Genomic DNA, 20,983 nt, shown 5'->3' with positions numbered 1-20,983 from the left:
GCTTTTAGACGGCGTTTCTTATGGCTTGATCGTTCGTTGAACGGTGCATGACGGATCTGGTTGGGCGGCTGGTGCCGGACGAGTTGTGGGTGCTGTTCCGGCGGGTGGTACCGCCGACGGAGGTGATACGTCCGCAAGGTGGGGGCCGGCGTCGTGCGGGTGATCGCGAGGCCTTGGCGGCGATCATCTTTGTGGCGACCTCGGGCTGCACCTGGCGGCAGCTTCCGCCGGTGTTCGGTCCGAGCTGGCAGACGGTGTACCGGCGGTTCGCCCAGTGGAGCCGGGCCCGGGTCTGGGGTCGGCTCCATCGCGTTGTCCTCGACGAGCTCGGCGCCCGAGGTGAGCTGGACTGGTCGCGATGCGCGATCGACTCGGTCAGCCTGCGGGCGGCAAAAGGGGGCCACTTACGGGACCGAATCCGACCGATCGCGGCAAGTTGGGATCGAAGATCCATCTGATCACCGACCGGAACGGACTGCCTCTGTCGCTGGGTATCTCCGGTGCGAACATGCATGACAGCCAGGGCCTTGAACCGCTCGTGCGGGGCATCCCGCCGATCCGCTCCCGCCGCGGCCCACGACGGCGACGACCGGCGAGACTGCACGCCGACAAGGGCTACGACTACGACCACCTGCGCCGATGGCTCCGCAAGCGCGGCATCCGCCACCGCATCGCCCGCAAAGGGATCGAGTCCTCACAGCGGCTCGGCCGCCACCGATGGGTTGTTGAGAGGACCGTGTCCTGGCTCGCCGGCTGCCGCCGACTCCACCGCCGCTACGAACGCAAGGCAGAACACTTCCTCGCCTTCGCCGGCATAGCCGCAGCCCTCATCTGCCACCGCCGACTCGTCCGTGTGGACGGGCAGGACCCTTCAGCGTGAGGCTCCGACACTGCTGGCCCAGACACCGAAGGGCATGATCTCCGGCTCAGTCTCGGTCTTCTCCGAGAGGCTCTGCACGTCGTCCAGGTCCGACCAGGCGATGAAGCCTGGCTCGCTGTCAGCCAGAAATCCCTCGATGATCGGACCGAGGTCGTCGGAAGCCACATAGGTACCGCCGAACGGCAGCGCATCCGGGGGCACAGAACCGGTCGAGCACCAAAGCTGCCCGGCCTGTTCGTCGTGCCACACGTAGAACGTCACCACCCCGGAAAAGCCCAGATCGTGAACGCGTTCCCGGATGGCAGCAGCAGTCCGCTCGAAGGCAGCCACCACCTCGGCGACGGACAACGAACTCCTGTCCTCGTCCGCCGCACCCAGCGACCAGGTGTTGGTCTCCCACTCCACCCGCCGGTCAGCCGGCTCCAGCACCAGCGGCTCGGCCGCCACCTCAGCGATCCACGTCAACAGCACCACAGCAGTATCCCTGCACAGCTCGGCCCGAGAACCACCAAAAGAAACGACGCCTTACCGAAGGTGAGGGCGACCCCGGACCGGACCCCCATCTTTCTCGCAGATCACTCACGGCGGGCAGCCGCCCTGAACTGAAGGTTGCCGGAGAGGACGTAGAGGCGGTGCTCTGCGGTGGTGCGTTGGTGTCGTTCGGCTCGTGAGGTGGCGGTGGTGGTCGATGTGAGGGCTGCCGGAGAGCGATGACATTTGCTTCCGGCCCGGGGCCGCTTCCCGCGTGACGGGCACCTGAGAAGAAAGTTGGTCCGCTGCTCCCGCCTGGCGGGACGTGCCGCTGATCGGCCTTTTCTTGCAGGTCAGGGCCGTGTGGCGTGGTCTGCATGACAGCAGATATCAAGGTCGTCCGGGCCGGTCAGATGTACCGCTACTTCTTGCGCGAGACCGTTGTCGGTGACGGTCGCCGCCCGGCGCGCACGCCGCTGCGCGCCGCCCAGGAGCAAGCTGGTGTCCCGGCCGGGCGTGGGATGGGCCGCGGCTTGGCCGTGCTCGGGCTGACGCCGGGGCAGGAGGTCACCGAGGAGCAGTTGCGGAACCTGTTCGGTGAGCGGGGCCGGCACCGTACGCGGACCGGATCGAGGCCGACCGGCTGGCCAAGGGCGACTCTCCGAAGAAGGCGTTCAAGGCCGGCGCCCTCGGTCGCCGGGTGACGGTGACCGGTGTCGACTTCGTGTTCCGGCCGCAGCCGACGGTCTACCTGTTGTGGGCGCTGGGGGATGAGGAGACCCGGCGGGTGATCGAGGCCGCGCACGAGCGGGCGATCGAGCGGGTGCTGGAGTGGATCGAGGACGAGGTGGCGGTGATCCGGTACGGCAAGGACGGCATCTACCGGGTGCGGCCGCCCGGTGGTCTGGTCGCCGCTCGCTTCCGCCACTACGAAGCACGGTCGGGGATGCCGCTGCTCCATGATCATCTGTTGCTGTCCGTGAAGGGGCAGCGCCTGGACGGGAAGTGGGGTTCGATCCACACCCTGGCTTTGCACGAGAACACCGTGGCCGCCTCCGCGCTCTACAACGAGCTCGTGGCTGCTGAGGTCTGCGAGGCGCTGGGGCTGGCGACCGAGCCGCGCACCGTCACCCCGGGGCGCCGGCCGGTGATGGAGATTGCCGGGGTGCCGCACGAGCTGATCCGCTGGACCGCCCGGCGCAGCGACCAGATCGCCGCCTGCCTCGAGGACCTGGAGCACGAGTACGTCACCGCCGTCGACGACGACGGCGAGCTGAAGTTCCTGCCCGTGGTCTCCGAGCGGGCCCGCGCCAAGCTGAACCAGATGGCCGCCCGCAAGACCCGCCCGCCCAAGCAGAAGACGCGGCCGCTCGCGCAGCTGCGCGCGTGGTGGAAGACGAGCGCGATCCTCACCTCCGGGGTGGCCGTTGACATCATCAACTCCCTCCTCGAGCACGCCCGCGCCGCGGCTGCCGCGATCCGGGCCCGGGTCGCCACCGTGGTCGACATAGCGCTGGCGGCCGTCGACGTCACCACGACGGTGTTCGTGATGAACGACGGCGGCCGCTTTCACCGCCGGCACCTGCTTGCCGAAGCCCGACGTCACCTCGCCCTCGTCCTGCGCGGCCGCCGCCGCGACCCCGGCCTGGACGACCAGATTGTGGCTGCCGCCATCTCCACTCACTGTTTGGACATCAGCGAGCCGAAGACCACGATCGGCCTGCTGTCGGACTACCGCCTCTACACCGCACGGTGGACGCTGTCCGACCTCCCTGCCCGGCGCCACCCACCAACTGCCGTCCGCGGCCCGGACCGGCAACCCCCGGCCGATCCCGGTGCGCCGGCTGCGCCCCGGCCCCCGGGCCAGGACGCGGGGGAGTGGGAGATACCCCGCCTCCCGCTGCAGTACGAGCGGGCCGTCCTCGCCGTGCGGTGGTGCGGGAGAAGCTGCGCACCACCACCGTCGTGCGGGGCCGGGCGTACGACGTCGTCGCGCACCAGCAGGCGGCGATGCCCGAGCAGCTGCTCGCGCCCCCGGCCGCCGACTCCGAGCACGACGACCGGGAGCCGGAGGCCGCACCTCGGGAGGCGATCGACCTGACGGCGCTGCGGGCCTTGCGGGAGTCCCGCACGGACGTGGAAGCCCTCGATCTCACGGCCGACCGGCTGCGCCACCTCCAGGACGCGTTCACCAAGGCGGCCGACGACTCCCGCGTCCGCGCGGACCGCTACACCGACCAGGACGACGCCGACGTAGTGCACCCGGTGCGCCCGGACGACCAGCAGGCGCACCGCCCGCAGGAGCCCGGAACGCACCACGGCCGGGAGGCCGGCCACTGAGTGGACCCGATGCCGCGCACCCGATGCCGTGATGCGCGCCGACGATGTCCGGCATCCACTCCACCGAGTGGAGCCCACCGGCCGGAGTGGACGACACCGTGCGGGAGTGCGCGACATCGCCGGGGACGATGCCGTGCATCCACCCGGTGCGCACCCGCCGCGTTTCTCCTTGACCACGGCCCAGGTCAAGGAGAAACGCGCCGCCCTCAACCGGCCTGTTCCACCGCGTCGACCCCACCCGATGCGCACCACTCCCGCGCCGCCAGCAGCACCGGTGCGCACCGCCCACCGAGTAGATGCGCACCGGATGGGCGGTGGTGCGCCCCGTGGTGCGCACCCACCCGCACCAGGTGCGACTACCGGTGCGCACCTGGTGCGGAGTACACCGCGTGGGCCAGCACCAGGCGCTCGTCACGCATCGCCTCCAGGGTGTCGGCGGTGTCCGCATGGTCGGGGTCCGGGATGACATTCGCCGTGAACCGGATGATGCTGCGGGCGATGCCCAACGCCGCCGTGGTGGGGGAGTCCCGCGCCCAGTCCCGCAGCGAGGACAGCAGCACGCATCCGACCTCGTCCAGTGCGAAGGAGTCCGCGCACGGGTCTGCCTCTGCGTCCAGGGTCGTGACGGGCCAGACGATGTCTTCGGCGAGCCGCAGCAGGATGAACGCCAGCTCCGGGTCCGCTTCCGCCCGCCCGGCGACAGCGGACCCGCCACCCATCTGCAGCGTCAGGAGGTAGTCGAAGCCCCGCTCCACCTGCTCGGGCGTCAGCGGTGTACGGGACGGGATCAGGTACGGCATCAAGCTCTCCTCACGATGGCCGCCGCGCGACTCACGGCGTCGTTCTCGCATGGTCGGCGTGCTGACCTGTGGATAAAGTCCGGAGATTTCTCCCCGTCTCCAAACTGGGGCGAACTGGTGCCGCATGGGTTGAAGCGGGCCCCCTTGTCGAGTGTGGCCGGCCCGACCACGGCCCCCTTGTCGGGTCATGGTCGGGCCGACGATGACCCCTTGTCCGATTCGGCGCGGCCCGCCAGGAGCGGGCGTTTCTCCTAGACCGAGTTCGCTACCGGCCGCCGTCAGGTCGCGGACAAGGGGTGGGTGTCCACGATGGCCGCGACGCGCCCGCAGGAGGGGCATGCAGCGGCCACCGAGCCATCGGGGCGGCTTTCTCCCCTCGCGCGGGTGCGCCACCGGCCGTCACAGGGCCGGTGGAGGACGCCAACGCACAAGGGAGAGACCGCCGATGATGACCGAACACCGGTGCCCGCCGTACCCTGACCGCGCCGCCGACCGGAGAGGCGCGCGCCCCGCGCCGGGAGGGCTGGTGGGCCGGGCAAGCCGCCGTGGTCTCCTGCCGCCGGCGCTTGCGATCCCACTGCCGTACCCACTTCCGTGCCCGGCACGAGCGCTGCCCGTATTTCCCCAGGCCACCACGGCTTTTCGGGACTGTGGCGCGTCGTCACAACCCTCTTCTCTCCTCCTCTCACTGACCAAGCCCTGGGAAATAGGTAGGGGTGGGGTGTCAGTGGTGGAGGCGATCATCGGGTTCAGGGCGCGCCTGGTGCCCTCTGCGGCCGGGCGGGGCCGACGCCCGGCCGGTGGCCGGACGCGGACGACGGGAGAGCGGGGCTGATGGCGGGCAAACGCAAGACGAACGAGGCGGGATCGACGACGGGACACCGCGACGATGCGCTGCGCGTGCTCGGGGTGCTCAAGGCCGTGACGGCGGACCAGATCCAGCGCCTGTCCTCACCGCACCTGACCTACCGGCACACACTCAAGAAGACACCGGCCGTACGGAAGGAGGCGCGCACCGCCTCCCACCGTGGCGCGCTCAACGATCTGCGCAGGCACGGCCTGTCCGTCGACGGCGGCCGCACCCGAGGGGGAGAGGAGGTGCGCCTGCTCACCAAGGACGGGCTGGCCGCTGCCGGACTCCAGTTGGACCGGGGGCCGGAGGAGATGGGCGGCATGCCCAAGAGCGCGGGCAGCTCGGGGGCTTCGCATGCGATGACGGTCAACGAGACGGTCATCGCGATGATCCGTCCGAAGCCTGACCTTGACCTGGTGGCCGGTGAGCCGGCCGAAGCCATCGCGGCCGCCCAGGCGTGGATCGGCGCGCCCGACGGGATCGGCAGCATCACCTCCTACGCCACCGAGGTCGCCCTCCCGGCGACGGGCACGTGGAAGAACCCCGGCGTGGGAAGTGCGTGGGCCGACATCATCCTCACCGCCCCCGAGGTGGGGCTGCCGCTGTTGTTCATCGAGGCCGACAACTGCACCGAGGACGCCGCGAAGATAGCGGCGAAGTTCGACAAGTACATGCGCCACTTCCACCGCAAGGCCAAGGACACCGACGGCCAGGACAAGCCGATGTGGCGCACCCGCTGGTCAGCCCCCGCCCCCCAGCGGGGCGACGCGACGCACCCGCCGGTCCTGCTCGTCTTCCACCAGGTCGGCAAGCGGCCCACGCTGCAGCAGATGAAGAAGGTCGCCGCCCTCACCCGCGAGCACTGGCAGGGCCAGGGGGCCGACGGCTTCCACCTCTACCAGGGGAAGATGCCGATCGTGGCGACCACGCTGGACCTGCTGCGCGAACACGGCCCGGCCGGGCCCGCGTTCTGGCGCTTCGGCCGCGAGGACCGGCAGAACCTCTTCGACGCGATCGCCAACCCCCGCCGGGACGCCGCCCTCGCCCGCCGCGCCGAAGAAGGGCGGCGCCGTCTCGCGCAGGAAGCAGCCGAACGTGAGGCGCAGCGTCCGGTGTGCGCCGACTGCGGGACCAAGTTCACCGACGACCGGTGGAAGGCCAGCATCGCGGTCGACTGGGGCCGCGGGGACAGCCACCCGCACCTGTGTGACGACTGCAAGTCTCGGGCGCTCGAGGCGGAGCGGCAGGCGGAACAGGCCGAACGCGAGCGCCAGGAGCAGGAGCGCCAGGAGGAGGAGGCGCAGGCCTCGAAGGCCGGCGGTTGGCTCGGACGCTGGCGCAGCTGACCCGGGCAAGCCACCCCTGGCAGCGCGGGGCTTGCCCAGGACCGCCTAGGCAAACCCCCGTTGTCGGTGGCGGCTGCAAGGCTGAACGGATGGAGCGCGATGACGAGCAGCTGCTACGCCGCCGGGTCTACGGCGCCGACCACGACCACCCCGGCCCGAAGCCGGACCGGGACTACGCCGAACTCGTTGGCGGGCCACTGGACGGCCTGCTGCTCGACATCACCGGCTGGAGGCCGGAGGAGATCGACGACGGTGTCTCCCTCCAGACCGAACTCGGACAGTTCGGCCCCGGCGGGCGGGCGCTGTACGACCCGCGCCCCGGCGACCCGGCCCGCTGGGACTGGAGCGGCGACAGCCCCTGACCGTGTGACTCAATCGAAGGCATGGATGACCATGTTCAGGATGGCGCGTATGCCAGTCCAGTCTTGGCTGACGATGACAGAAGGGTCTGCTTGAGCTCGTGCCAACTTCTCCTGATATGCCTGCTGAACGGCTTTCTTATCGGTGATTTCGCCTTGGTACTGCTTGCTGCCTTCGCTGTAGCTGCGCCATTGGACGGGCCGGAGACTACCGTCAGGAAGCGACAGGACGTCCCGGCCGAGGTAGAGCTCGATCGACCCTGCTAGTCCGTTGACGTCCGCGATCGATATGCGGCCCGTTGGTGCCTCGGCTGTCGGTGGCCCAAGCGTCGGGTATGACTTCGCAAGCTCAAGGGGTGGACAGCGCAAAATCTTGATGTTGCTCGGTAGGGAGCTTTGGGCCAGAGGCCGGAGGGCTTCCTGGGCGCCGGTGTCATTGTCGAACAGTGCAACGACGGGGTTGGCGATGCCTGCCGCAGCGAACGCACGTGCGGTGGTGACCAACGAGCCCGCGCCTCCGCGTGGGTTGTTGTTGTAGTCCATGAACCGCACAAGGTCTGTGAGGTGCGGGTACAGCAGGCGCAACGCCGGCTCGAGGATCGCTACGTCACTATGCCCTTCAGTGAGAACGACCATGGGGGCATGCGCGGCAGACTGTGCGTGCACGGCCTCTGCTGCGGCGGAGCACAGGTGCCGGAGATCAGGGTCATCGGCTACGTCGTCGGAGCAATGCTCAAGACCTGTGGATCGACCTCGGGAGGGATGCCTCGCACAACGCGGAGGGCGTACCTTCCCGAGTGATCGACTTCTGGTCATCGAGTAGGCCCGCGTTGGCGCGCGGGTCGGGAAGGCACGCCCGTGCTCAGCGTAGTCAACAACGACGGAACCACCGAGACCGGCTCCCTGATGGACAACATAGTCCGCGAGGGCGCCCGGCGGATGCTCGCCGCGGCCCTGGAGGCCGAAGTCAACCAGTACATAGCCGAGTTGGCTGACCAGCGCGACGAGACCGGCCGACGTCTGGTGGTCCGCAACGGCCACCACGCCGAGCGCACCGTGACCACGGCCGCCGGGCCGATCCCGGTCAAGGCACCGCGCGTGAACGACAAGCGCGTCGATGCCGAGACGGGCGAACGCAAGCGGTTCTCGTCGCAGATCCTGGCCCCCTGGTGCCGCAAGTCCCCGAAGATCAGCGAGGTCCTTCCCCTGCTCTACCTGCACGGACTGTCCTCCGGCGACTTCGTTCCCGCACTCGAGCAGTTCCTCGGCAGCTCGGCCGGGCTCTCGCCGGCCACCGTGACCCGTCTGACCAAGCAGTGGAGCGACGACCATGCTGCCTTCCAGGACCGGGACCTGTCGGAATCCGACTACGTGTACGTGTGGGCCGACGGCGTCCACCCCAAGGTCCGCCTCGGCCAGGCCCGCTCCTGCGTCCTGGTCCTCATGGGCGTGCGCACCGACGGCCGCAAGGAACTCATCGCGCTCGCTGAAGGATTGCGCGAGTCCACCGAGTCCTGGGCCGACCTGCTGCGTGATTGCCGACGGCGCGGCATGCGGGATCCCGAGCTCGTGGTCGGTGACGGCGCGATGGGCCTGTGGCGGGCTCTGGCGGAGGTGTTTCCGCAGGCCAGGCACCAAAGGTGCTGGGTTCACAAAACCCGCAACGTGGTCAACGCCCTGCCGAAGTCGGCCCAGCCCGGCGCTAAGAAGGCACTGCAGGAGATCTACAACGCCGAAGACCGCGACCACGCCCAGAAGGCCGTCAAGGAGTTCGAGCGCACCTACGGCGCGAAGTGGCCGAAAGCGGTGAAGAAGGTCAGCGACGAGACCGATGAACTCCTGGCGTTCTACGACTTCCCCGCCGAACACTGGGTGCACCTCAGGACGACGAACCCGATCGAATCCACCTTCAGCACCGTCAAGTTGAGGACCCGGGTCACCCGCGGCGCCGGCAGCCCCGCTGCCGCCCTGGCCATGGTGTTCAAGCTCGCCGAGTCCGCCCAGGCACGCTGGCGCGCGATCACCGCACCCCACCTCGTCGCCCTCGTCCGCAACGGCGCCACGTTCCAGAACGGCTACCTCGTCGAGCGCCCCGAGGTGAGCGCAGCATGACCGCGCACGGGAACCGTCCACTGCTCTTCTTGGACGTCGACGGGCCGCTCCTGCCGTTCGGCGATGGCCCGCAGCGCGAGCCGGCGGGCACCGCATCGGACACGCACCTGGCGCGGCTCGTCCCACAGGCCGGGCCGCGGCTCGCGGCGCTGCCGTGCGACCTGGTCTGGGCCACGACCTGGGAAGAGGAGGCGAATATCGAGCTGGCACCGCGGCTCGGCCTGCCCCAACTGCCGGTCGTGAACTGGCCGGAGCCCTCCGCCGCCCACGAACGAGAAGACCAGTGGTTCGGGCTCCACTGGAAGACCCGAACCCTCGTGGCATGGGCGGACGGACGCCCGTTCGCCTGGGTCGACGACGAGATCACCGACGCCGATCGGGACTGGGTGTCCACCCGCCACCCGGCACCAGCCCTCCTCCATCGCATTGCGTCGTCCCGCGGCCTCACCGACCAGGACTTCGCAGTCCTTGGTCAATGGCTACGGCTGGATTGAGGCTCTTCGCGGTGATCCACAGGATTTGACAATTGCTCCGTCGTCGACCTGGTTCCCGTCCAGGATGAGTACCACTTCCGCGTCGGGAAGCCCCAGGAGGGCGGCTTTGAGAGCGAATCCCGGCTCGGAGTACTCAAGCATGTGGAGCAGCCAGGAGGCCCCGCCGATCTCACGGGAAGGCGGGTTGGATGCTTTAGCTCCGAGGTCCTTGATCCAGTCCAGTGCGGTGTAACCGGCCAAGTAGGAGCGCTTTTCCTCCCGAGGGTCTGGCTGACCCTGAAGAAGCGGCCCCAGCCCCGACAGGGAGCGCTCATCGTCAAGCATCGCATCGAGAAATTCGACCGTGGCCTGTTCGGTATAGCCCAGCAAGCTCAGCCGTTCCGAGACCACGGGACCTGCCCCGCGGAGGGAGCACTCGACGAACTCATCGACGTCATCAGCGTCAGGGCCGTACACCTCACGAGCTGTCACGGGCCGCATGTGCAACATGTCGTCCGTGAAAGCAGCCACCAGCTCGGGGGGGCCCCACCCGTCGCGTAGCCGACTGACCTGATGGCCTCCCACCCAGAGGCCCTCCCCATTACTCATGATTCATCTCCCCGAGGCTCCAATTTTTCGGGTTGGTCTGGAAACCGGCTGCTCCACATCACCCGGCTAGGTACAGGACGAGCTCGACACTGTCTGCCTCCAGACGCACCTGCACCTGGGGCTGTTCGGTGCCGGCGGCCGGGCGATGTACGCCCCGCGCCCCAGCGGCAACTGCTGACGCCGCCCCTACGCGGGTGTCGAGACCCTGCGGCAGTGGACGCGGTCAGAAGCGGAATCCGAAGAGGCCGCCGTCGTTGAGGCGATCGGTCAGGTGAGGCTGCCGTACATAGGGGGCGGGGTCGAAGCCGCGGCGGGTCGCCTTATCGAGGTCGTCGCTGTTGAAGGTGGCGATGTACTGCAGATCTTCTTCACGGGTGACGTCGGCGGCGAGTTTGAGGGCGGCGGCGAGTTGGCGGTCGTCGACGCCGTCGAAGAGGTGGCTGTCGTGGATGAGGAAGTCGGGGCCGCGGCCGTGGCGGTGGGCGAGGACGGCGAGGGTCAGGTCGAAGCAGAAGATGACCATGCTGCTGATGCCGCGGCTGTCGTCGCTGTGGATGTGGGGGCGGATCTGGAGGCTGTTTGGGCCGGCTTCGATGGCTAGGTAGGCCTCGCGGCCCTGTCCGTAGAGGCGTTGGGCATACTGGGAGAACAGCAGGGTTGCCTCAGCGGTCTGTTCGGCGCGTTCGTCGAGGTCGGTGGTGACGGCTTGCTGTAGCTGCAGCCGCTGGGCGGTGATCTGGCGTGCGCTGGCTTCCAGAGTTTGGGCGGCGTCGTAACGGTGGCGCAGTGCTTCTAGCGTGGCTTGCTCGCGGGCCAGGGCCTGCTGCAAGGCCGTGAGGGCTTCGAGGGCGCCGCCGTCGTTGAGGATGCGCAGCAGGCGGGATTGTTCCTCACCCAGGCGGGCGCGTTCGGCGCGGCGGCCTTCGAGGCGGTCGGTGAGTTCGGCGATCTCAGCGTCGAGGAAGCGCCTGCGGTTGCGGACGACAGAGTGATGGAAGGTCTGCACTTCGTCGAAGCGGCGGCGTACCTGGTCGCTGAGGACGACTCCGAGTTCTTCGTAGACGGGCCGCAGGTAGCCGGTATCGACGTCGCTGGCTTCAGTGATGGCTTGCTGGAGTTCTTCCAGGTTGTCGCGGTCGATGACGTCGTTCTGGGCGAGCTGCTTGATCTGTCGGGCGACGTCGTCGGCCTGTTCCTTGACCCGTTCGTACTCGGGGACGACCTGGAAGTCCGCGATCTGCGCCTGAAGCCGGTCAACCTGGGCCTGAGCCAGGGTGATCTGGCCGCGCAGGTCGGCGGTGGTCCCGACGATGCGACCCCAGACAGGGTCATTGACGGCCTTGCGCAGCTGGGTGCGGGTGGCCTTGCGGGCGGCTAGCTCGCGATAGCCATTGGCCAGCTGCCAGTCCAGCCCCAGCAGATAGGCGAGGTTCGTGGTGGCATCGGCTTCCGCTTGGCGGGCGAAGGTGCGGGTGGCCTCATTGAACCCGTGCGAGGAGGCACGACGGGCCAAAAACGACAGCATGGTGCGCCCGCTGACACCCGGATGATCCTCCCGCAGATGGAACAGGTCCCGCTCGATCAGCCGAGTCCAGTCCTCCACACCCAGCTCGACCGGCCCGCCGAAGTCGAACATCGCATGCTGGCGGTCATCACCGCCGCTCACGTCCGGCTCGATATGCACGACATTGGGCCGGCTGCCGGTGCGCCATACCTGCAACGGCCCGGCATCCGGCCACGTCATCTCGAGGCTGAACGTGATCTCACGCAGCGCTTTCTTCGACGTCAGCGACGTCTTGGTGACCCGGGCCCCGAGCAGGAAGTGGATCAGCTCGACCAAGCTGGACTTGCCAGCGCTGTTACGGCTGTCGGTGTCGGAGGAAGACTGCGTCCGGTCGGCGACGATGAGGTTCATTCCCGCCGTAAATGATGCGGTCTTGAACCGGCGATCGTCAGCGCTCAAGCGCCACAGCATTGACACTCCTCGCAACTAGGACGTCCCGACGCAGTTCGACCGCGCCCATGCTGTACAGCACGTCCAAGGCCAGCACGAACCAGCCGAACGATACCGGTGCGTGATGACCATGTTCAGCCCGCCACTTCCTCAGCCGCGCCCAAGCCTGGCTGACCGACCGCGGCTCATCCAGCTGCAGCAGGACCTGCGCACCGACCGCCAACAGGCACCTGTCCGGCGCGATGCCCTTCGTCGGAGTGATCACGCGAGCATCCCCAGCCCGGAAGGTGTCCAGTCCGCCGGCGGCGCTTCGAAGACGTCGCAGCGCTCGAAGAAGTGCGCGAGAATCACCCAGGCCGCTCGTTGCATGCGAGGGGGCACGCTGCCGTTGCCCAGCACGTACATCTCCAGCTGCCACAGCACGTCCTCGGGGTCCGGCCACTCCCGCCGGACCTGCTCGTAGTACAGCCGGAACCCCTGAGCCACCTCATCATGCTCAACCGCCCGGATCGTGCCCGCGTAGAACTCATCGACCAGGTGACTGTGCCGCATACCGCGCAGCAGATCTTCGCGTGCCTCCCCCTGCACACGGTTGAAGTCCAGCTTCCCCGGGTCGACCTCGGGCAGCGGCATCAAAGGATCTGCTGCCTTGCGCTGTTCACGCAGGTGCTTGAGCAGCGGAGCAAGGTCCTCCCTGCCGATGCCGTGGACGACCGGCTGGATCGGGATCTGGCAGCGCAGAACGTCCTCGGCCAGTGCGAGCTCGAGTTGCAGGCACTCGTGCCACAGTCTGCGCGTGCCCATCTGCTGGAACCGCAACGGTCGATGAACACGCTCTGCCTCGGACAGGACCGTTGCGATCTCCGGATGCATGCCCCGGCGGTCGTTGTGCACGAAGACGAACGTGTCGAACTGCCCGCGCCGCTTCGTCAGGGCCTTGGCGATATCCGAATTGATCTTCTTTTTGATCTCTGTCGCATTCACCGTCTGGGGCGCGTAACAGGCGTACAGCTTGCGCTCGTGCAGCATCAGACCGTCGGAGCCCTGATCACCCAACCGCCCGTGGGTTCGTACGTCCAGGAACTCCGGGTAGCGCGCACACATCAGGTCATGGAAGAAGGTCTCGAACGAAGTCTCATTCAGCTCGGCCATCAGCTCCAAGAACTTCAGCCTTGCGTACATTCTTTGCTCGTACTGCATACGCCCCCCTGCGCTCCTCAGCAGGGTAGCGCCAAGTGATCACTCGAATACACCCTTGAGGAGCAGTTCGGCGCCGGCGGCTGGGCGATGTACGACCCGCACCCCGGCGACCCGGCCCGCTGGGACTGGGGCGGCGACAGCCCCTGATCGCGCCTGACCCGGCGCAGCACCATCGAACGCCATCTGCAGGGTCGGCCATTTCGTACGCTGACCGATGTGACGGATGAACTGCACCTCCTGGCCGACGCTTTGACAGCCGACTACGTGAACGGCCGGTGGAAGCCGGAGGCGACCGAGGAACACCGTGCACGGATCCTGTCCGCACAGGCGAGCACTGACGCAGGTCTGGACGGCCTGGCCGCCGGCGGCGTCCTGAGTACCGAGTCCATCGAGCAGATGCTGCGCCCACATCCGGAACTCAGTTCCTGGCGGCTGGCCCCCGTACTGCGCGCCTACCCGGACGGCAGCCCCGACGCCCAGGCGCTCGTACGGGAACTGCTGGACGCGATCGCCGTCGCCGGCTTCCCGCTGCTGCCGCCCCGGACGCTGCGCTACGTAGAGGCCCCGGCGCGCCACGACGGCGACGCCGTGTCGATCTTCTTGGGCGGCGGCATCACCGGGTGCCCGAACTGGTAGCGACGGGCGGTGCTCCAGCTGGACGCGATCGGATCCCCGGCCGTCGTCCTCAACCCGCGACGCGATGATTTCCCTGTCGGCCAGGTGGAAGCGGCACGGGAGCAGACCGCCTGGGAGTACGAGCATCTCCGTATCGCCGACGTGATCCTTTTCTGGTTCTGCGCTGAAGCCGTCCAGCCCATCGCCCTGTACGAACTGGGAGCGCACGCTGCTCGTGGCACCCGCCTCGCGATCGGCACTCACCCCGACTACCCGCGCCGCCTGGACGTCCTGGAACAGCTTCGGCACGCCCGCCCGGATGTCACCGTGCACGACTCTCTGCAGACCACCGTCCGTGCGGCCGCCAAACTACTGCCGGCCGCACCTACCGCACGTCCCTGACCAGGTCGCACCATCACGCGTCATCGAAGGAGCTTGCGGTTGATGACGCGCTGGACGTCGTTGATCGCGGCGCGGATGTCGGCGATCCTGGTGCCCTGCTCGCGGGAGAGCTTGAGCGCCTCGTCCACGTACCGCCTGTTGGCGAGCACCCTGGTGAGCCTCTTGGCGCACTCCTCGGTGACGGTGGTCTTCTCGTACGCCTCGATCGTGGCGACGATCGTCCCGAAGGGGATCTTCGGAAAGCGCCGTTCGTCCTGCTTGACGCGGCTGAGCAGTTCCTTGAGTTCTTCGAGGTCGGCCTTCTTCGCAGTCTTGTCGGCGAGCTTGTCGAGCTCGACGACCAGCGCGTCGAGGGTCACGGACGCCTTCTCCAGCAGCTTGGCGATCTTGTCGAACCAGCGGTAGACGAATGCGGCGATGACAGCGACCACGGCGATCAGAGCGGCCCAGGTGAAGGTGCTGTTGAAGCCGCCGTCGCTCGCGGTGCCGCTGGCCCGTGTGAGGCTTTCGAGGAAGGCATGACCGGCGTTTTGCTGCGGAAAGCTGGATAGAGAGGGCATCATTAGGGTGTCCTAACTGAGAACTAGGGAGGACGCCCGGCGGGCCGGTCCTGGCAGATCACCCGGCGAGCGTCAAAGGTTCTCCGTGCACCGGTGACACGGTGCACGTCATACAGCTGCGGTCTCGGGCTCCAACCAAGCCCGGGGCCGCAGTTGTGTCTAGGTCCGTTCACTCCGTCGGAGCTGGGGTATCGAAAGCAGGCGCGGGGTCACGTGCGTGCGTATGAAAAGCTCGCTCATGATCATGCTGGCCAATGAGCAAAAGCTTCCGATATGCGGAGAGAATTGGTCACTCGTCCCGTGTGTATCTGTATGCGGGAAAAATGATGGCATCGGCTCTTCCTTCGTCTTGTGCGTTGTTGAACAGCGGTAGGGGGAATGGGCTGCAGGCCGCTCAGCGTGTTCCACGGGCTCGGAATCCAGGACGCGCTGGGCGGCTTCCCCGTCAGTCGGACGGGTGGCCGGGAACCAGCCAGGCCAAAATGCGGTGCCGCCGCCTCCACCCGGGGTTGTCATGGACCACCGAGATCCGGGCATCGTTCACGGCGGTGTACATCGCCGCCGACACGGCGCCGATCGGCAGTCCAGCGGCTGTGTGCATCCCCCAGAACGCGAACGCCACGACGGTCGCGACGACCAGCACGGTCATGGCGCCGATCGGCATCACGACGCTCAGCTTGGCGAGCCGCAGATGGCTCTGTACCCGAGTGGCCTTCCGGCTCTCACGGCACTCCCTCTCAACAGACTCGGCGTAGGACTGGATGTAGGCATCGGCGCCAGGGGACATACGGTGTTCCGTCACTGCTTCCTCCTGGATGTCATCTGTCTTGCAGGTTCCGGGCATGAGATTTCCTTTGTTCTCCGAGTTCTCTTACGGGCGGGGGGAGTTCTGAGGCACCTTGCCGGTGAGAAACCACCGCACGGCCGTGTCGTCGACGCCGTCCTCGCGCATCTTGGTCCAGGCGTTGGACACGTGCGTCTTGACGCCGTCACGGCTGATGTCCATGGCCTTGGCAGCTGCCGCACGCCCCATGGGGATCGCACATCCCAGGTGGATGGCCTCCTGCTCACGCGACGACAGCCGTCCGTTCTGGACGTAGTCCAGACTGCGGTGGATCTCCTTTTCCTTCTCGATGGGATCCCACGTTTCCGGCAGGTCAAGCTCTAGCTGCTCGCGGATCCGGTCCGCGAGAAGGGGGCTGAGCGGCTCCAAGTAGAGCGAGGGCCGCGTCGTGGAAGAAAGGATCTTCTTCCGCTCGTTTCGTGCCTCCTTCATGGTCTTGGCGTAGAACTTCCTCCAGTTGTTGCTCCACCGCCGCATGTCGGACGACGCGTAGCTGGCCGTCCGCTTCTGCACCCAGGGCGGGACGGAGAACACCGGCGCACCCTGGAGATAGACATCCCTCACCAGCTCGAACGAACGCATGCCGTTGTCCGGCTGATGACGGTGGTTGCTGGAGCTCACTGGAGCCTCCTGTGGTGTCCCGGACTGAGTGAACTTGGTCTGGCGATGAACCTACTCAGCAGGTGAACTCTGAGGGTTTAGGCGGGGAGTTCGACCAGGTGAAGAGCACTGATCAGCTGCTGTGGGAGCAGCCTAGGCAAAGAGGTCCCAGGGACGGTTTAGGCATCTGGAAGCGGCCAACGGCGCGGGACGACGGTGTCTTCGACAGGACCGTGCGCTCACCATCCCCGTTCTTGCCGATCCTGGAGCGACTGCCCCACTCGGTCGGGTGAAGAATCGCGGCAGCGGAACCCGTTCGGGACGTCCGGGCGTAGTGCTGTACATGAACCCGATCAACGAGGCACACCTGAGGGAACCGGGGCAGGTCGTCGTCGACGTCGCCGGCGCCGATGACGAGACGGTGTTCGCCGTCCAGGCCGCGCTCGCCGCGCGGTGGGCGACGTCGCCGGCGGACCGTACGACGCGGGACGTGGGCGAGCCCGGCGTTCGACTGCGCTGCTACCTGGATGTGCGCCAGCCCATCAGCTCACCCACCGCGGCCGCCGACGCGGCATGTGAGGTCAGCGCAGCCTCACCACGGTGACGACACCGTGCCGGGTCGTGCCCGCCACAACCTCAACCACGATGCCGCCCCCGGCGGGCGTGTACGAGTCACCGGCCTCCGCGACCGCGCGCCCGGCCTGAGGAACCAGACGCGGGGCGATGGCGGAGGCGAGCACCGTGGTCAGCCGCTGGGACAGTACGACGCGCCCGTCGGGCAGTCGTACGGCGAGCGCCTTCGGGTGCCGGGCCGCGCCGGTGAACCCGACCACGGCCGCGTCGACCGTGTCCGCGTGCCTGATCTTCGCCCAGGACCGCCCTGTCTTGTAGGCGGACCGGAGCGGCTTCGCCACGATCCCCTCGACACCGGTTCCTTCGAGTGCCTCGTACCAGAGCAGGGCTTCGTCCCGGTCGGTGGTCGACCACACCGGCACGATCGGCGGGCCGACATCGGCGAGTATGTCCAGGAGGATCCGGCGGCGCTCCGTGTACGGACGCGGGCGCAGGTCAGGGAAGCCCGCCGCCGGGTGGGCCAGGATGTCGAATGCGACGTACGTCGCGGGGTGCCGGTCGGCGAGCTCCCGCGCGCGGCGAGGCCGGGACAACGCCCGGGACTGCGCCGCGGCGAAGCTGATCCGCGCGGTGCCGTCGTCGTCGGCGACGTACACGACGGCCTCGCCGTCCAAGACCACGCCAGGCGGCAGGCTCATAGCGGCCAGGGCGAGGTCCATCCAGAGCGCGGTGACGTCGCGGCCGGTCCGTGACTGCAGCCGGACACTGTCCTCGGTCCGCCACAGCACGGTCCGGTGGCCGTCGACCTTGATCTCGTACGCCCACGGGCCCGTCGGCAGCTGCGTCAGAGAGCGGGCCAGGGCGACGTCTACAGGCCACTCCACACGATCAGCGTGCGGCCGTCACACCTCGGGCGCCTGTCGGCCCCCCGCGTTCGAATAATTGTTCGATATGGTCGGGCTGGAGGTGCGGGATGACGGGATGGGCGAGCGGACAGAGGAGGGCGTCGGTGATGCATGTGCGGTGTCCCGTACGACTGCCGGAGGAGGGATATCACCGGGTGCTGGAGATGCTGGACGGGTTCTCACCGGTGGTGCAAGCGCTCCCGCCGGGCGCGGCACTGGTCGAACTTCGCGGCGCCGTCGGGTACTTCGGTATGAACGAATGCCAGATCGCCGACGTCGTACGGCTGCGGTCGGTCGCCCTCCTCGGAGTGGATCTCCGCATCGGCATCGGAACCTCCTGGACCGTCGCGGCAACCGCCTCCGGCCAGGTGACCGGACCCGGCGGCGTCCTGCCGGTCACCCCGGAGAGCACCGAAGAGTGGCTCGCCACCCTGCCGGTGGAGGCGCTGCACGGCATCGGCCCCCAGCACGCGACGGCGTTGCGCCGCTACGGCATCGACACGGTGGCCCAGCTCGCCGCGCTGCCTGCGGGGACCGTGCAGCGGATCCTGGGCGCCCGGGCCGGGCGTACCGCCTCCGAGCGAGCGCGCGGCCAGGACCCCCGCCCCGTCACCCCCAGGGCCCTGCCGGTATCCGTGAGTGTCGGGCACCGCTTTGGGCGGGACCGGCTCGACGGAGCGGAGGTACGGGCCCGGCTGCTGGAACTGGTCGTACGGCTCGGCATCACGCTGCGCCGCCGCGGCCAGGCCGCCCGCGGTGTGACACTCCGACTGGACTTCGCCGGTGACGCGCGATGGGAGAAAAGCCGGCGCCTGCGGGAGCCGTCCGCGCACGAGGACGACCTACGTACGGCCGCCTACCAGCTGATGGACGCCGCCGGTCTCCAGCGCGGACGTCTGAGGGGGATTGTGCTGAAGGGGGAGGACGCTGTGGGCGCTGATGCTGTGGTCGAGCAGCTCAGCCTCGATCCCGGCCGGGAGACCCGTCTGGTCACGGAAGAAGCTGCCGACCGGGTCCGCGACAAATTCGGGCCCTGCGTGATCGGACCGGCCGCCGCTTTTCTGCGTGTCTCCTGACCGAACGGCGGAAACCGACTTCCGCCACGACCTCGTCAGAACGACGTCCTGGACCTGGTCGTGCGTGAGACGGCCGACCGGCTTGAGAGACGGTCGGCACTAGCTGGAGGCGTCGGCCAACTCCAGCTCGTGGTGGTGCTTGAGCGCGGTGCGGGCCGCGAGGACGTCGGCCGAGGTGAACTCGCTCCAGTACGCGTGCGTGATGATCGTCCCCGCGAGTTCGAGCTCCCGCTTCCGTAGCCGGGTGATCTCCGCCGCGTCCTGGGGGTCCTAGCCGGGGGAGGCGGGGCGGGACGCTTGCCGCCAGGCGTTGTCGTGCGTCTCCCACGCGTCCAGCGGTTCGGCCGACCACGGCACCCTCTGATAGAGGGTCTGCAGATCAGAGCGGACCTGACGGAGTTCGTCCTGCGCGTCGGCCAGGTCCTGGGGGAAGTCGTACGAAGCTGCCACGAGGCAAAGGTACTGCTGTTCGAACGGAGCTCCGGTCCGCCGCGCGGCACCATCTCCTGCCAACCGATCAGGCGGGGGAGAGACGGGGCCCTGATGGTGACCGGGTCTCCCTGGGTTCAGGCGCTGAACTGCAGGAAGTCCCGGACTGAGCGCACGTGCCGGTGGTGCGTGAGTTCGTCTCGGAGGTCGTCCAGGGCGTCCGAGGGCCGTGAGGAGTTGAGGGTGGTGTTCTGGGTGAAGGCGTCTGTTGCGACGGCGCACGTGGCGTCCAGGTCGCCGAGCTGGAGGTGGGCGCGGGCGGTGCGGGTGAGGTAGAGGACGTGGTCGCGGACGTAGCCGTCGGCCGCGTACTGGACGTGACGGGCCTGATCGAAGTGGGTCAGGGCGCGGCGGGGGTCATCGAGATCGAGAGCGGAGGACCCGGCGAGCATTTCTATCTCGCCCTCGTTCAGCCAGTACGACCAGGGCGGGTCGTCGTCGCGGGGGCCGCGGGCGTACTCGGTGCGCGCGGCGTCCAGCTCGCGCTGGCAGGCGGTGGACTCCCCGGTCTTGGACAGGGCACGGGCCGCGCGGGCGTGGAGCATCGACTTCACGCGCGGGGTGGCGTTGCGGGCGGTGGCGTCCTGCGCGGTGCGCACCAGGTCGACGGCCTCCTGGGGGTTGCCCTTGGAGTAGACCTGGATTGCCATGAAGGCGAGGGTGTTGGCGCCGACCTGGTGGTCACCGGCGGTGGCGGAGGCGCGCAGAGCGGTGATGTAGAAGCGCTGGGCGCGGGCATGGTGGCCGGTGTCGAACTGGAGCCAGCCGCACATGCGGGCGGACTCCGCGAGCAGGGACAGCAGCCGGTGTTCGAGGGGGCCGTGCTGTCCGGTCCGCGCGGCCAGGCTGTTGAGGAGTTCGTATTCGGCGATGGCGGTATGGCGCAGCCGGGCGCCCCCGAGGACGTCGTCCAGGCGGCGCAAGTCGTCCAGGCGCTGCCCGAGTACGTCCAGCAGCGCCGGCGTGAGGCGGGTGCTCACGGTGGAGGTCTCGGCCGGGACCTTGGCCGGAAGGCGGGGTAAGGCGGCGGCCGGTTCGGGGAGCGCGAGGCTCCAGCTCGAGGCCAGGCCGCTCAGTGTGGCTCCACTGGCGATCAGAAATCCGCGGCGGTCCTGCATGGAGCCTCCCCGAGCGGCAGCGGCTACTGCTGTCACGGTACCCGCCAGGGTCCAGGGGCTGTCGAGAACGGGACGGTCATCGGGGAAGGCGAGCAGCAGGAAGTCCGGCCATCCCAGGTCGGTGACGGCTTCGCGGGGGATGCTGTGGAGGCGGCCCATGGCGTACCGGGCGGGCAGTTCGGGGGAGTTGACGCCGTTCTCCCAGCGGGAGACCTTCTGCCGGCTCTTGGCCATCCGGCCGTAGCCGAGGGCGAAGTGTTCGTCGTCCAGGCGGTCGAGGTACTGCTCGCCGGTCAGCCCGAGTCCGGCGCGCAGCGCGGCCAGCGGGTGGGCTAAGACCTGGTCGGACATCGCGGGTCCCCCTCCGCACGACTTCCTGATGATCCGTCACGGTAGCGAGTCGG

At 68.3% G+C, this 20,983-nt stretch carries 24 protein-coding genes and 1 pseudogene; 12 read left to right on the top strand and 13 right to left on the bottom strand.

Features of this window, described 5'->3' with window-relative positions:
* Nucleotides 1-47 precede the first annotated feature (47 nt).
* Nucleotides 48-880 (top strand): IS5 family transposase gene (locus tag QA861_RS24505; RefSeq protein ID WP_443041574.1). Its coding sequence is split into 2 segments (ribosomal slippage): nt 48-405 and nt 405-880, totalling 834 coding nucleotides; the frame shifts between segments, so codons are not numbered across the junction.
* Here QA861_RS24505 and QA861_RS24500 read toward each other — a convergent pair.
* Nucleotides 872-1,354, bottom strand: coding sequence for a hypothetical protein (locus QA861_RS24500; protein WP_334590729.1), 483 nt, complete (start codon nt 1,352-1,354; stop codon nt 872-874). The two genes, QA861_RS24505 and QA861_RS24500, sit on opposite strands and share 9 nt — an antisense overlap.
* 374 nt (nt 1,355-1,728) lie before the next feature.
* On the opposite strand from QA861_RS24500, the gene QA861_RS24495 reads away from it, so the two are divergent.
* Genes QA861_RS24495 through QA861_RS24485 form a run of 3 tightly spaced genes read left to right on the top strand, consistent with a single transcriptional unit; the run spans nt 1,729 to nt 3,691 of the window.
* The gene (locus QA861_RS24495; protein WP_334590728.1) at nt 1,729-2,055 is read left to right on the top strand and encodes a hypothetical protein; all 327 of its coding nucleotides are present in this window, start codon (nt 1,729-1,731) and stop codon (nt 2,053-2,055) included.
* Nucleotides 1,980-3,452, top strand: a complete 1,473-nt coding sequence (gene mobF / locus QA861_RS24490) for a MobF family relaxase (protein WP_334594828.1) — start codon at nt 1,980-1,982, stop codon at nt 3,450-3,452. Before QA861_RS24495 ends, mobF begins: the two co-directional genes overlap by 76 nt.
* The gene (locus tag QA861_RS24485) at nt 3,362-3,691 is read left to right on the top strand and encodes a hypothetical protein (protein ID WP_334590727.1); all 330 of its coding nucleotides are present in this window, start codon (nt 3,362-3,364) and stop codon (nt 3,689-3,691) included. The genes mobF and QA861_RS24485 overlap by 91 nt, the downstream gene beginning before the upstream one ends.
* Before the next feature lie 356 nt (nt 3,692-4,047).
* Here QA861_RS24485 and QA861_RS24480 read toward each other — a convergent pair whose 3' ends face one another.
* Nucleotides 4,048-4,491: a hypothetical protein gene (locus tag QA861_RS24480; protein ID WP_334590726.1), complete on the bottom strand. Its 444-nt coding sequence runs from the start codon at nt 4,489-4,491 to the stop codon at nt 4,048-4,050.
* An 834-nt stretch (nt 4,492-5,325) separates the two neighbouring features.
* On the opposite strand from QA861_RS24480, the gene QA861_RS24475 reads away from it, so the two are divergent.
* Both QA861_RS24475 and QA861_RS24470 read left to right on the top strand, forming a co-directional pair.
* Complete coding sequence (locus QA861_RS24475) at nt 5,326-6,690, top strand: replication-relaxation family protein (protein ID WP_334590725.1); 1,365 nt, start codon at nt 5,326-5,328, stop codon at nt 6,688-6,690.
* An 89-nt stretch (nt 6,691-6,779) separates the two neighbouring features.
* The gene (locus QA861_RS24470) at nt 6,780-7,052 is read left to right on the top strand and encodes a hypothetical protein (RefSeq protein ID WP_334590723.1); all 273 of its coding nucleotides are present in this window, start codon (nt 6,780-6,782) and stop codon (nt 7,050-7,052) included.
* A 9-nt stretch (nt 7,053-7,061) separates the two neighbouring features.
* Here the strand turns inward: QA861_RS24470 and QA861_RS24465 are convergent, their stop codons facing one another.
* Complete coding sequence (locus QA861_RS24465; RefSeq protein ID WP_334590722.1) at nt 7,062-7,685, bottom strand: hypothetical protein; 624 nt, start codon at nt 7,683-7,685, stop codon at nt 7,062-7,064.
* A gap of 222 nt (nt 7,686-7,907) precedes the next feature.
* On the opposite strand from QA861_RS24465, the gene QA861_RS24460 reads away from it, so the two are divergent.
* Both QA861_RS24460 and QA861_RS24455 read left to right on the top strand, forming a co-directional pair.
* On the top strand, nt 7,908-9,161 hold the full coding sequence (locus QA861_RS24460) for an IS256 family transposase (protein ID WP_334586172.1): 1,254 nt from the start codon (nt 7,908-7,910) through the stop codon (nt 9,159-9,161).
* Nucleotides 9,158-9,655, top strand: coding sequence for an HAD domain-containing protein (locus tag QA861_RS24455; RefSeq protein ID WP_334586171.1), 498 nt, complete (start codon nt 9,158-9,160; stop codon nt 9,653-9,655). The genes QA861_RS24460 and QA861_RS24455 overlap by 4 nt, the downstream gene beginning before the upstream one ends.
* On the opposite strand, the gene QA861_RS24450 is transcribed toward QA861_RS24455, so the two are convergent.
* The 4 genes from QA861_RS24450 to QA861_RS24435 form a co-directional block, all read right to left on the bottom strand.
* Nucleotides 9,641-10,126, bottom strand: a complete 486-nt coding sequence (locus QA861_RS24450) for a hypothetical protein (RefSeq protein ID WP_334590721.1) — start codon at nt 10,124-10,126, stop codon at nt 9,641-9,643. The two genes, QA861_RS24455 and QA861_RS24450, sit on opposite strands and share 15 nt — an antisense overlap.
* A 340-nt stretch (nt 10,127-10,466) precedes the next feature.
* Nucleotides 10,467-12,218, bottom strand: a complete 1,752-nt coding sequence (locus tag QA861_RS24445; RefSeq protein ID WP_334590720.1) for an ABC-three component system protein — start codon at nt 12,216-12,218, stop codon at nt 10,467-10,469.
* Nucleotides 12,196-12,462, bottom strand: coding sequence for an ABC-three component system middle component 6 (locus QA861_RS24440; protein WP_334590719.1), 267 nt, complete (start codon nt 12,460-12,462; stop codon nt 12,196-12,198). The genes QA861_RS24445 and QA861_RS24440 overlap by 23 nt, the downstream gene beginning before the upstream one ends.
* Nucleotides 12,459-13,397: an ABC-three component system protein gene (locus QA861_RS24435; RefSeq protein WP_334590718.1), complete on the bottom strand. Its 939-nt coding sequence runs from the start codon at nt 13,395-13,397 to the stop codon at nt 12,459-12,461. The genes QA861_RS24440 and QA861_RS24435 overlap by 4 nt, the downstream gene beginning before the upstream one ends.
* Nucleotides 13,398-13,613: 216 nt before the next feature.
* On the opposite strand from QA861_RS24435, the gene QA861_RS24430 reads away from it, so the two are divergent.
* Together QA861_RS24430 and QA861_RS24425 are read left to right on the top strand one after the other, a co-directional pair.
* Nucleotides 13,614-14,033, top strand: coding sequence for a hypothetical protein (locus QA861_RS24430; RefSeq protein WP_334590717.1), 420 nt, complete (start codon nt 13,614-13,616; stop codon nt 14,031-14,033).
* Nucleotides 14,034-14,042: 9 nt separating this feature from the next.
* A complete protein-coding gene (locus tag QA861_RS24425) occupies nt 14,043-14,414 on the top strand; it encodes a nucleoside 2-deoxyribosyltransferase domain-containing protein (RefSeq protein WP_334590716.1) in 372 nt (123 codons plus the stop codon).
* Nucleotides 14,415-14,434: 20 nt separating this feature from the next.
* Here QA861_RS24425 and QA861_RS24420 read toward each other — a convergent pair whose 3' ends face one another.
* From QA861_RS24420 to QA861_RS24410, 3 genes are all read right to left on the bottom strand, one after another.
* Complete coding sequence (locus QA861_RS24420; RefSeq protein WP_334590715.1) at nt 14,435-14,974, bottom strand: hypothetical protein; 540 nt, start codon at nt 14,972-14,974, stop codon at nt 14,435-14,437.
* A 445-nt stretch (nt 14,975-15,419) separates the two neighbouring features.
* Nucleotides 15,420-15,818 (bottom strand): hypothetical protein, encoded by a 399-nt coding sequence (locus QA861_RS24415; protein ID WP_334590714.1) that lies wholly within the window; start codon nt 15,816-15,818, stop codon nt 15,420-15,422.
* 27 nt (nt 15,819-15,845) lie between these two features.
* Nucleotides 15,846-16,439, bottom strand: a complete 594-nt coding sequence (locus tag QA861_RS24410; RefSeq protein WP_334590713.1) for a hypothetical protein — start codon at nt 16,437-16,439, stop codon at nt 15,846-15,848.
* 322 nt (nt 16,440-16,761) lie between these two features.
* On the opposite strand from QA861_RS24410, the gene QA861_RS24405 reads away from it, so the two are divergent.
* Nucleotides 16,762-17,022, top strand: coding sequence for a DUF6207 family protein (locus QA861_RS24405; protein ID WP_334590712.1), 261 nt, complete (start codon nt 16,762-16,764; stop codon nt 17,020-17,022).
* Here the strand turns inward: QA861_RS24405 and QA861_RS24400 are convergent.
* The gene (locus QA861_RS24400; RefSeq protein ID WP_334590711.1) at nt 17,000-17,875 is read right to left on the bottom strand and encodes an ATP-dependent DNA ligase; all 876 of its coding nucleotides are present in this window, start codon (nt 17,873-17,875) and stop codon (nt 17,000-17,002) included. The genes QA861_RS24405 and QA861_RS24400 overlap by 23 nt on opposite strands.
* A 128-nt stretch (nt 17,876-18,003) precedes the next feature.
* Here QA861_RS24400 and QA861_RS24395 point away from each other — a divergent pair, with 128 nt between their 5' ends.
* On the top strand, nt 18,004-18,972 hold the full coding sequence (locus tag QA861_RS24395) for a DNA polymerase Y family protein (RefSeq protein ID WP_334594827.1): 969 nt from the start codon (nt 18,004-18,006) through the stop codon (nt 18,970-18,972).
* Between the two features lie 99 nt (nt 18,973-19,071).
* Here QA861_RS24395 and QA861_RS47430 read toward each other — a convergent pair.
* Nucleotides 19,072-19,422: pseudogene (locus QA861_RS47430) on the bottom strand (DUF8825 domain-containing protein).
* 116 nt (nt 19,423-19,538) lie between these two features.
* Nucleotides 19,539-20,930: an NsdA family TPR-like regulatory protein gene (locus tag QA861_RS24385; RefSeq protein ID WP_334590709.1), complete on the bottom strand. Its 1,392-nt coding sequence runs from the start codon at nt 20,928-20,930 to the stop codon at nt 19,539-19,541.
* Nucleotides 20,931-20,983: the final 53 nt, after the last annotated feature.

Origin of the sequence: Streptomyces sp. B21-083 (assembly GCF_036898825.1) — a bacterium.
Classification (GTDB): Bacteria; Actinomycetota; Actinomycetes; order Streptomycetales; family Streptomycetaceae; genus Streptomyces.
This window is presented reverse-complemented; position numbering and strand designations above follow the sequence as displayed.

Excerpts from the sequence above, each read along its gene's own strand:
- QA861_RS24495 (WP_334590728.1), top strand. The coding sequence starts at position 1,729 with ATGACAGCAGATATCAAGGTCGTCCGGGCCGGTCAGATGTACCGCTAC.
- QA861_RS24485 (WP_334590727.1), top strand. The coding sequence starts at position 3,362 with ATGCCCGAGCAGCTGCTCGCGCCCCCGGCCGCCGACTCCGAGCACGAC.
- QA861_RS24480 (WP_334590726.1), bottom strand. The coding sequence starts at position 4,491 with ATGCCGTACCTGATCCCGTCCCGTACACCGCTGACGCCCGAGCAGGTG.
- QA861_RS24475 (WP_334590725.1), top strand. The coding sequence starts at position 5,326 with ATGGCGGGCAAACGCAAGACGAACGAGGCGGGATCGACGACGGGACAC.
- QA861_RS24470 (WP_334590723.1), top strand. The coding sequence starts at position 6,780 with ATGGAGCGCGATGACGAGCAGCTGCTACGCCGCCGGGTCTACGGCGCC.
- QA861_RS24465 (WP_334590722.1), bottom strand. The coding sequence starts at position 7,685 with ATGGTCGTTCTCACTGAAGGGCATAGTGACGTAGCGATCCTCGAGCCG.
- QA861_RS24455 (WP_334586171.1), top strand. The coding sequence starts at position 9,158 with ATGACCGCGCACGGGAACCGTCCACTGCTCTTCTTGGACGTCGACGGG.
- QA861_RS24445 (WP_334590720.1), bottom strand. The coding sequence starts at position 12,218 with ATGCTGTGGCGCTTGAGCGCTGACGATCGCCGGTTCAAGACCGCATCA.
- QA861_RS24435 (WP_334590718.1), bottom strand. The coding sequence starts at position 13,397 with ATGCAGTACGAGCAAAGAATGTACGCAAGGCTGAAGTTCTTGGAGCTG.
- QA861_RS24420 (WP_334590715.1), bottom strand. The coding sequence starts at position 14,974 with ATGCCCTCTCTATCCAGCTTTCCGCAGCAAAACGCCGGTCATGCCTTC.
- QA861_RS24415 (WP_334590714.1), bottom strand. The coding sequence starts at position 15,818 with ATGCCCGGAACCTGCAAGACAGATGACATCCAGGAGGAAGCAGTGACG.
- QA861_RS24405 (WP_334590712.1), top strand. The coding sequence starts at position 16,762 with ATGAACCCGATCAACGAGGCACACCTGAGGGAACCGGGGCAGGTCGTC.
- QA861_RS24395 (WP_334594827.1), top strand. The coding sequence starts at position 18,004 with ATGCATGTGCGGTGTCCCGTACGACTGCCGGAGGAGGGATATCACCGG.
- QA861_RS24385 (WP_334590709.1), bottom strand. The coding sequence starts at position 20,930 with ATGTCCGACCAGGTCTTAGCCCACCCGCTGGCCGCGCTGCGCGCCGGA.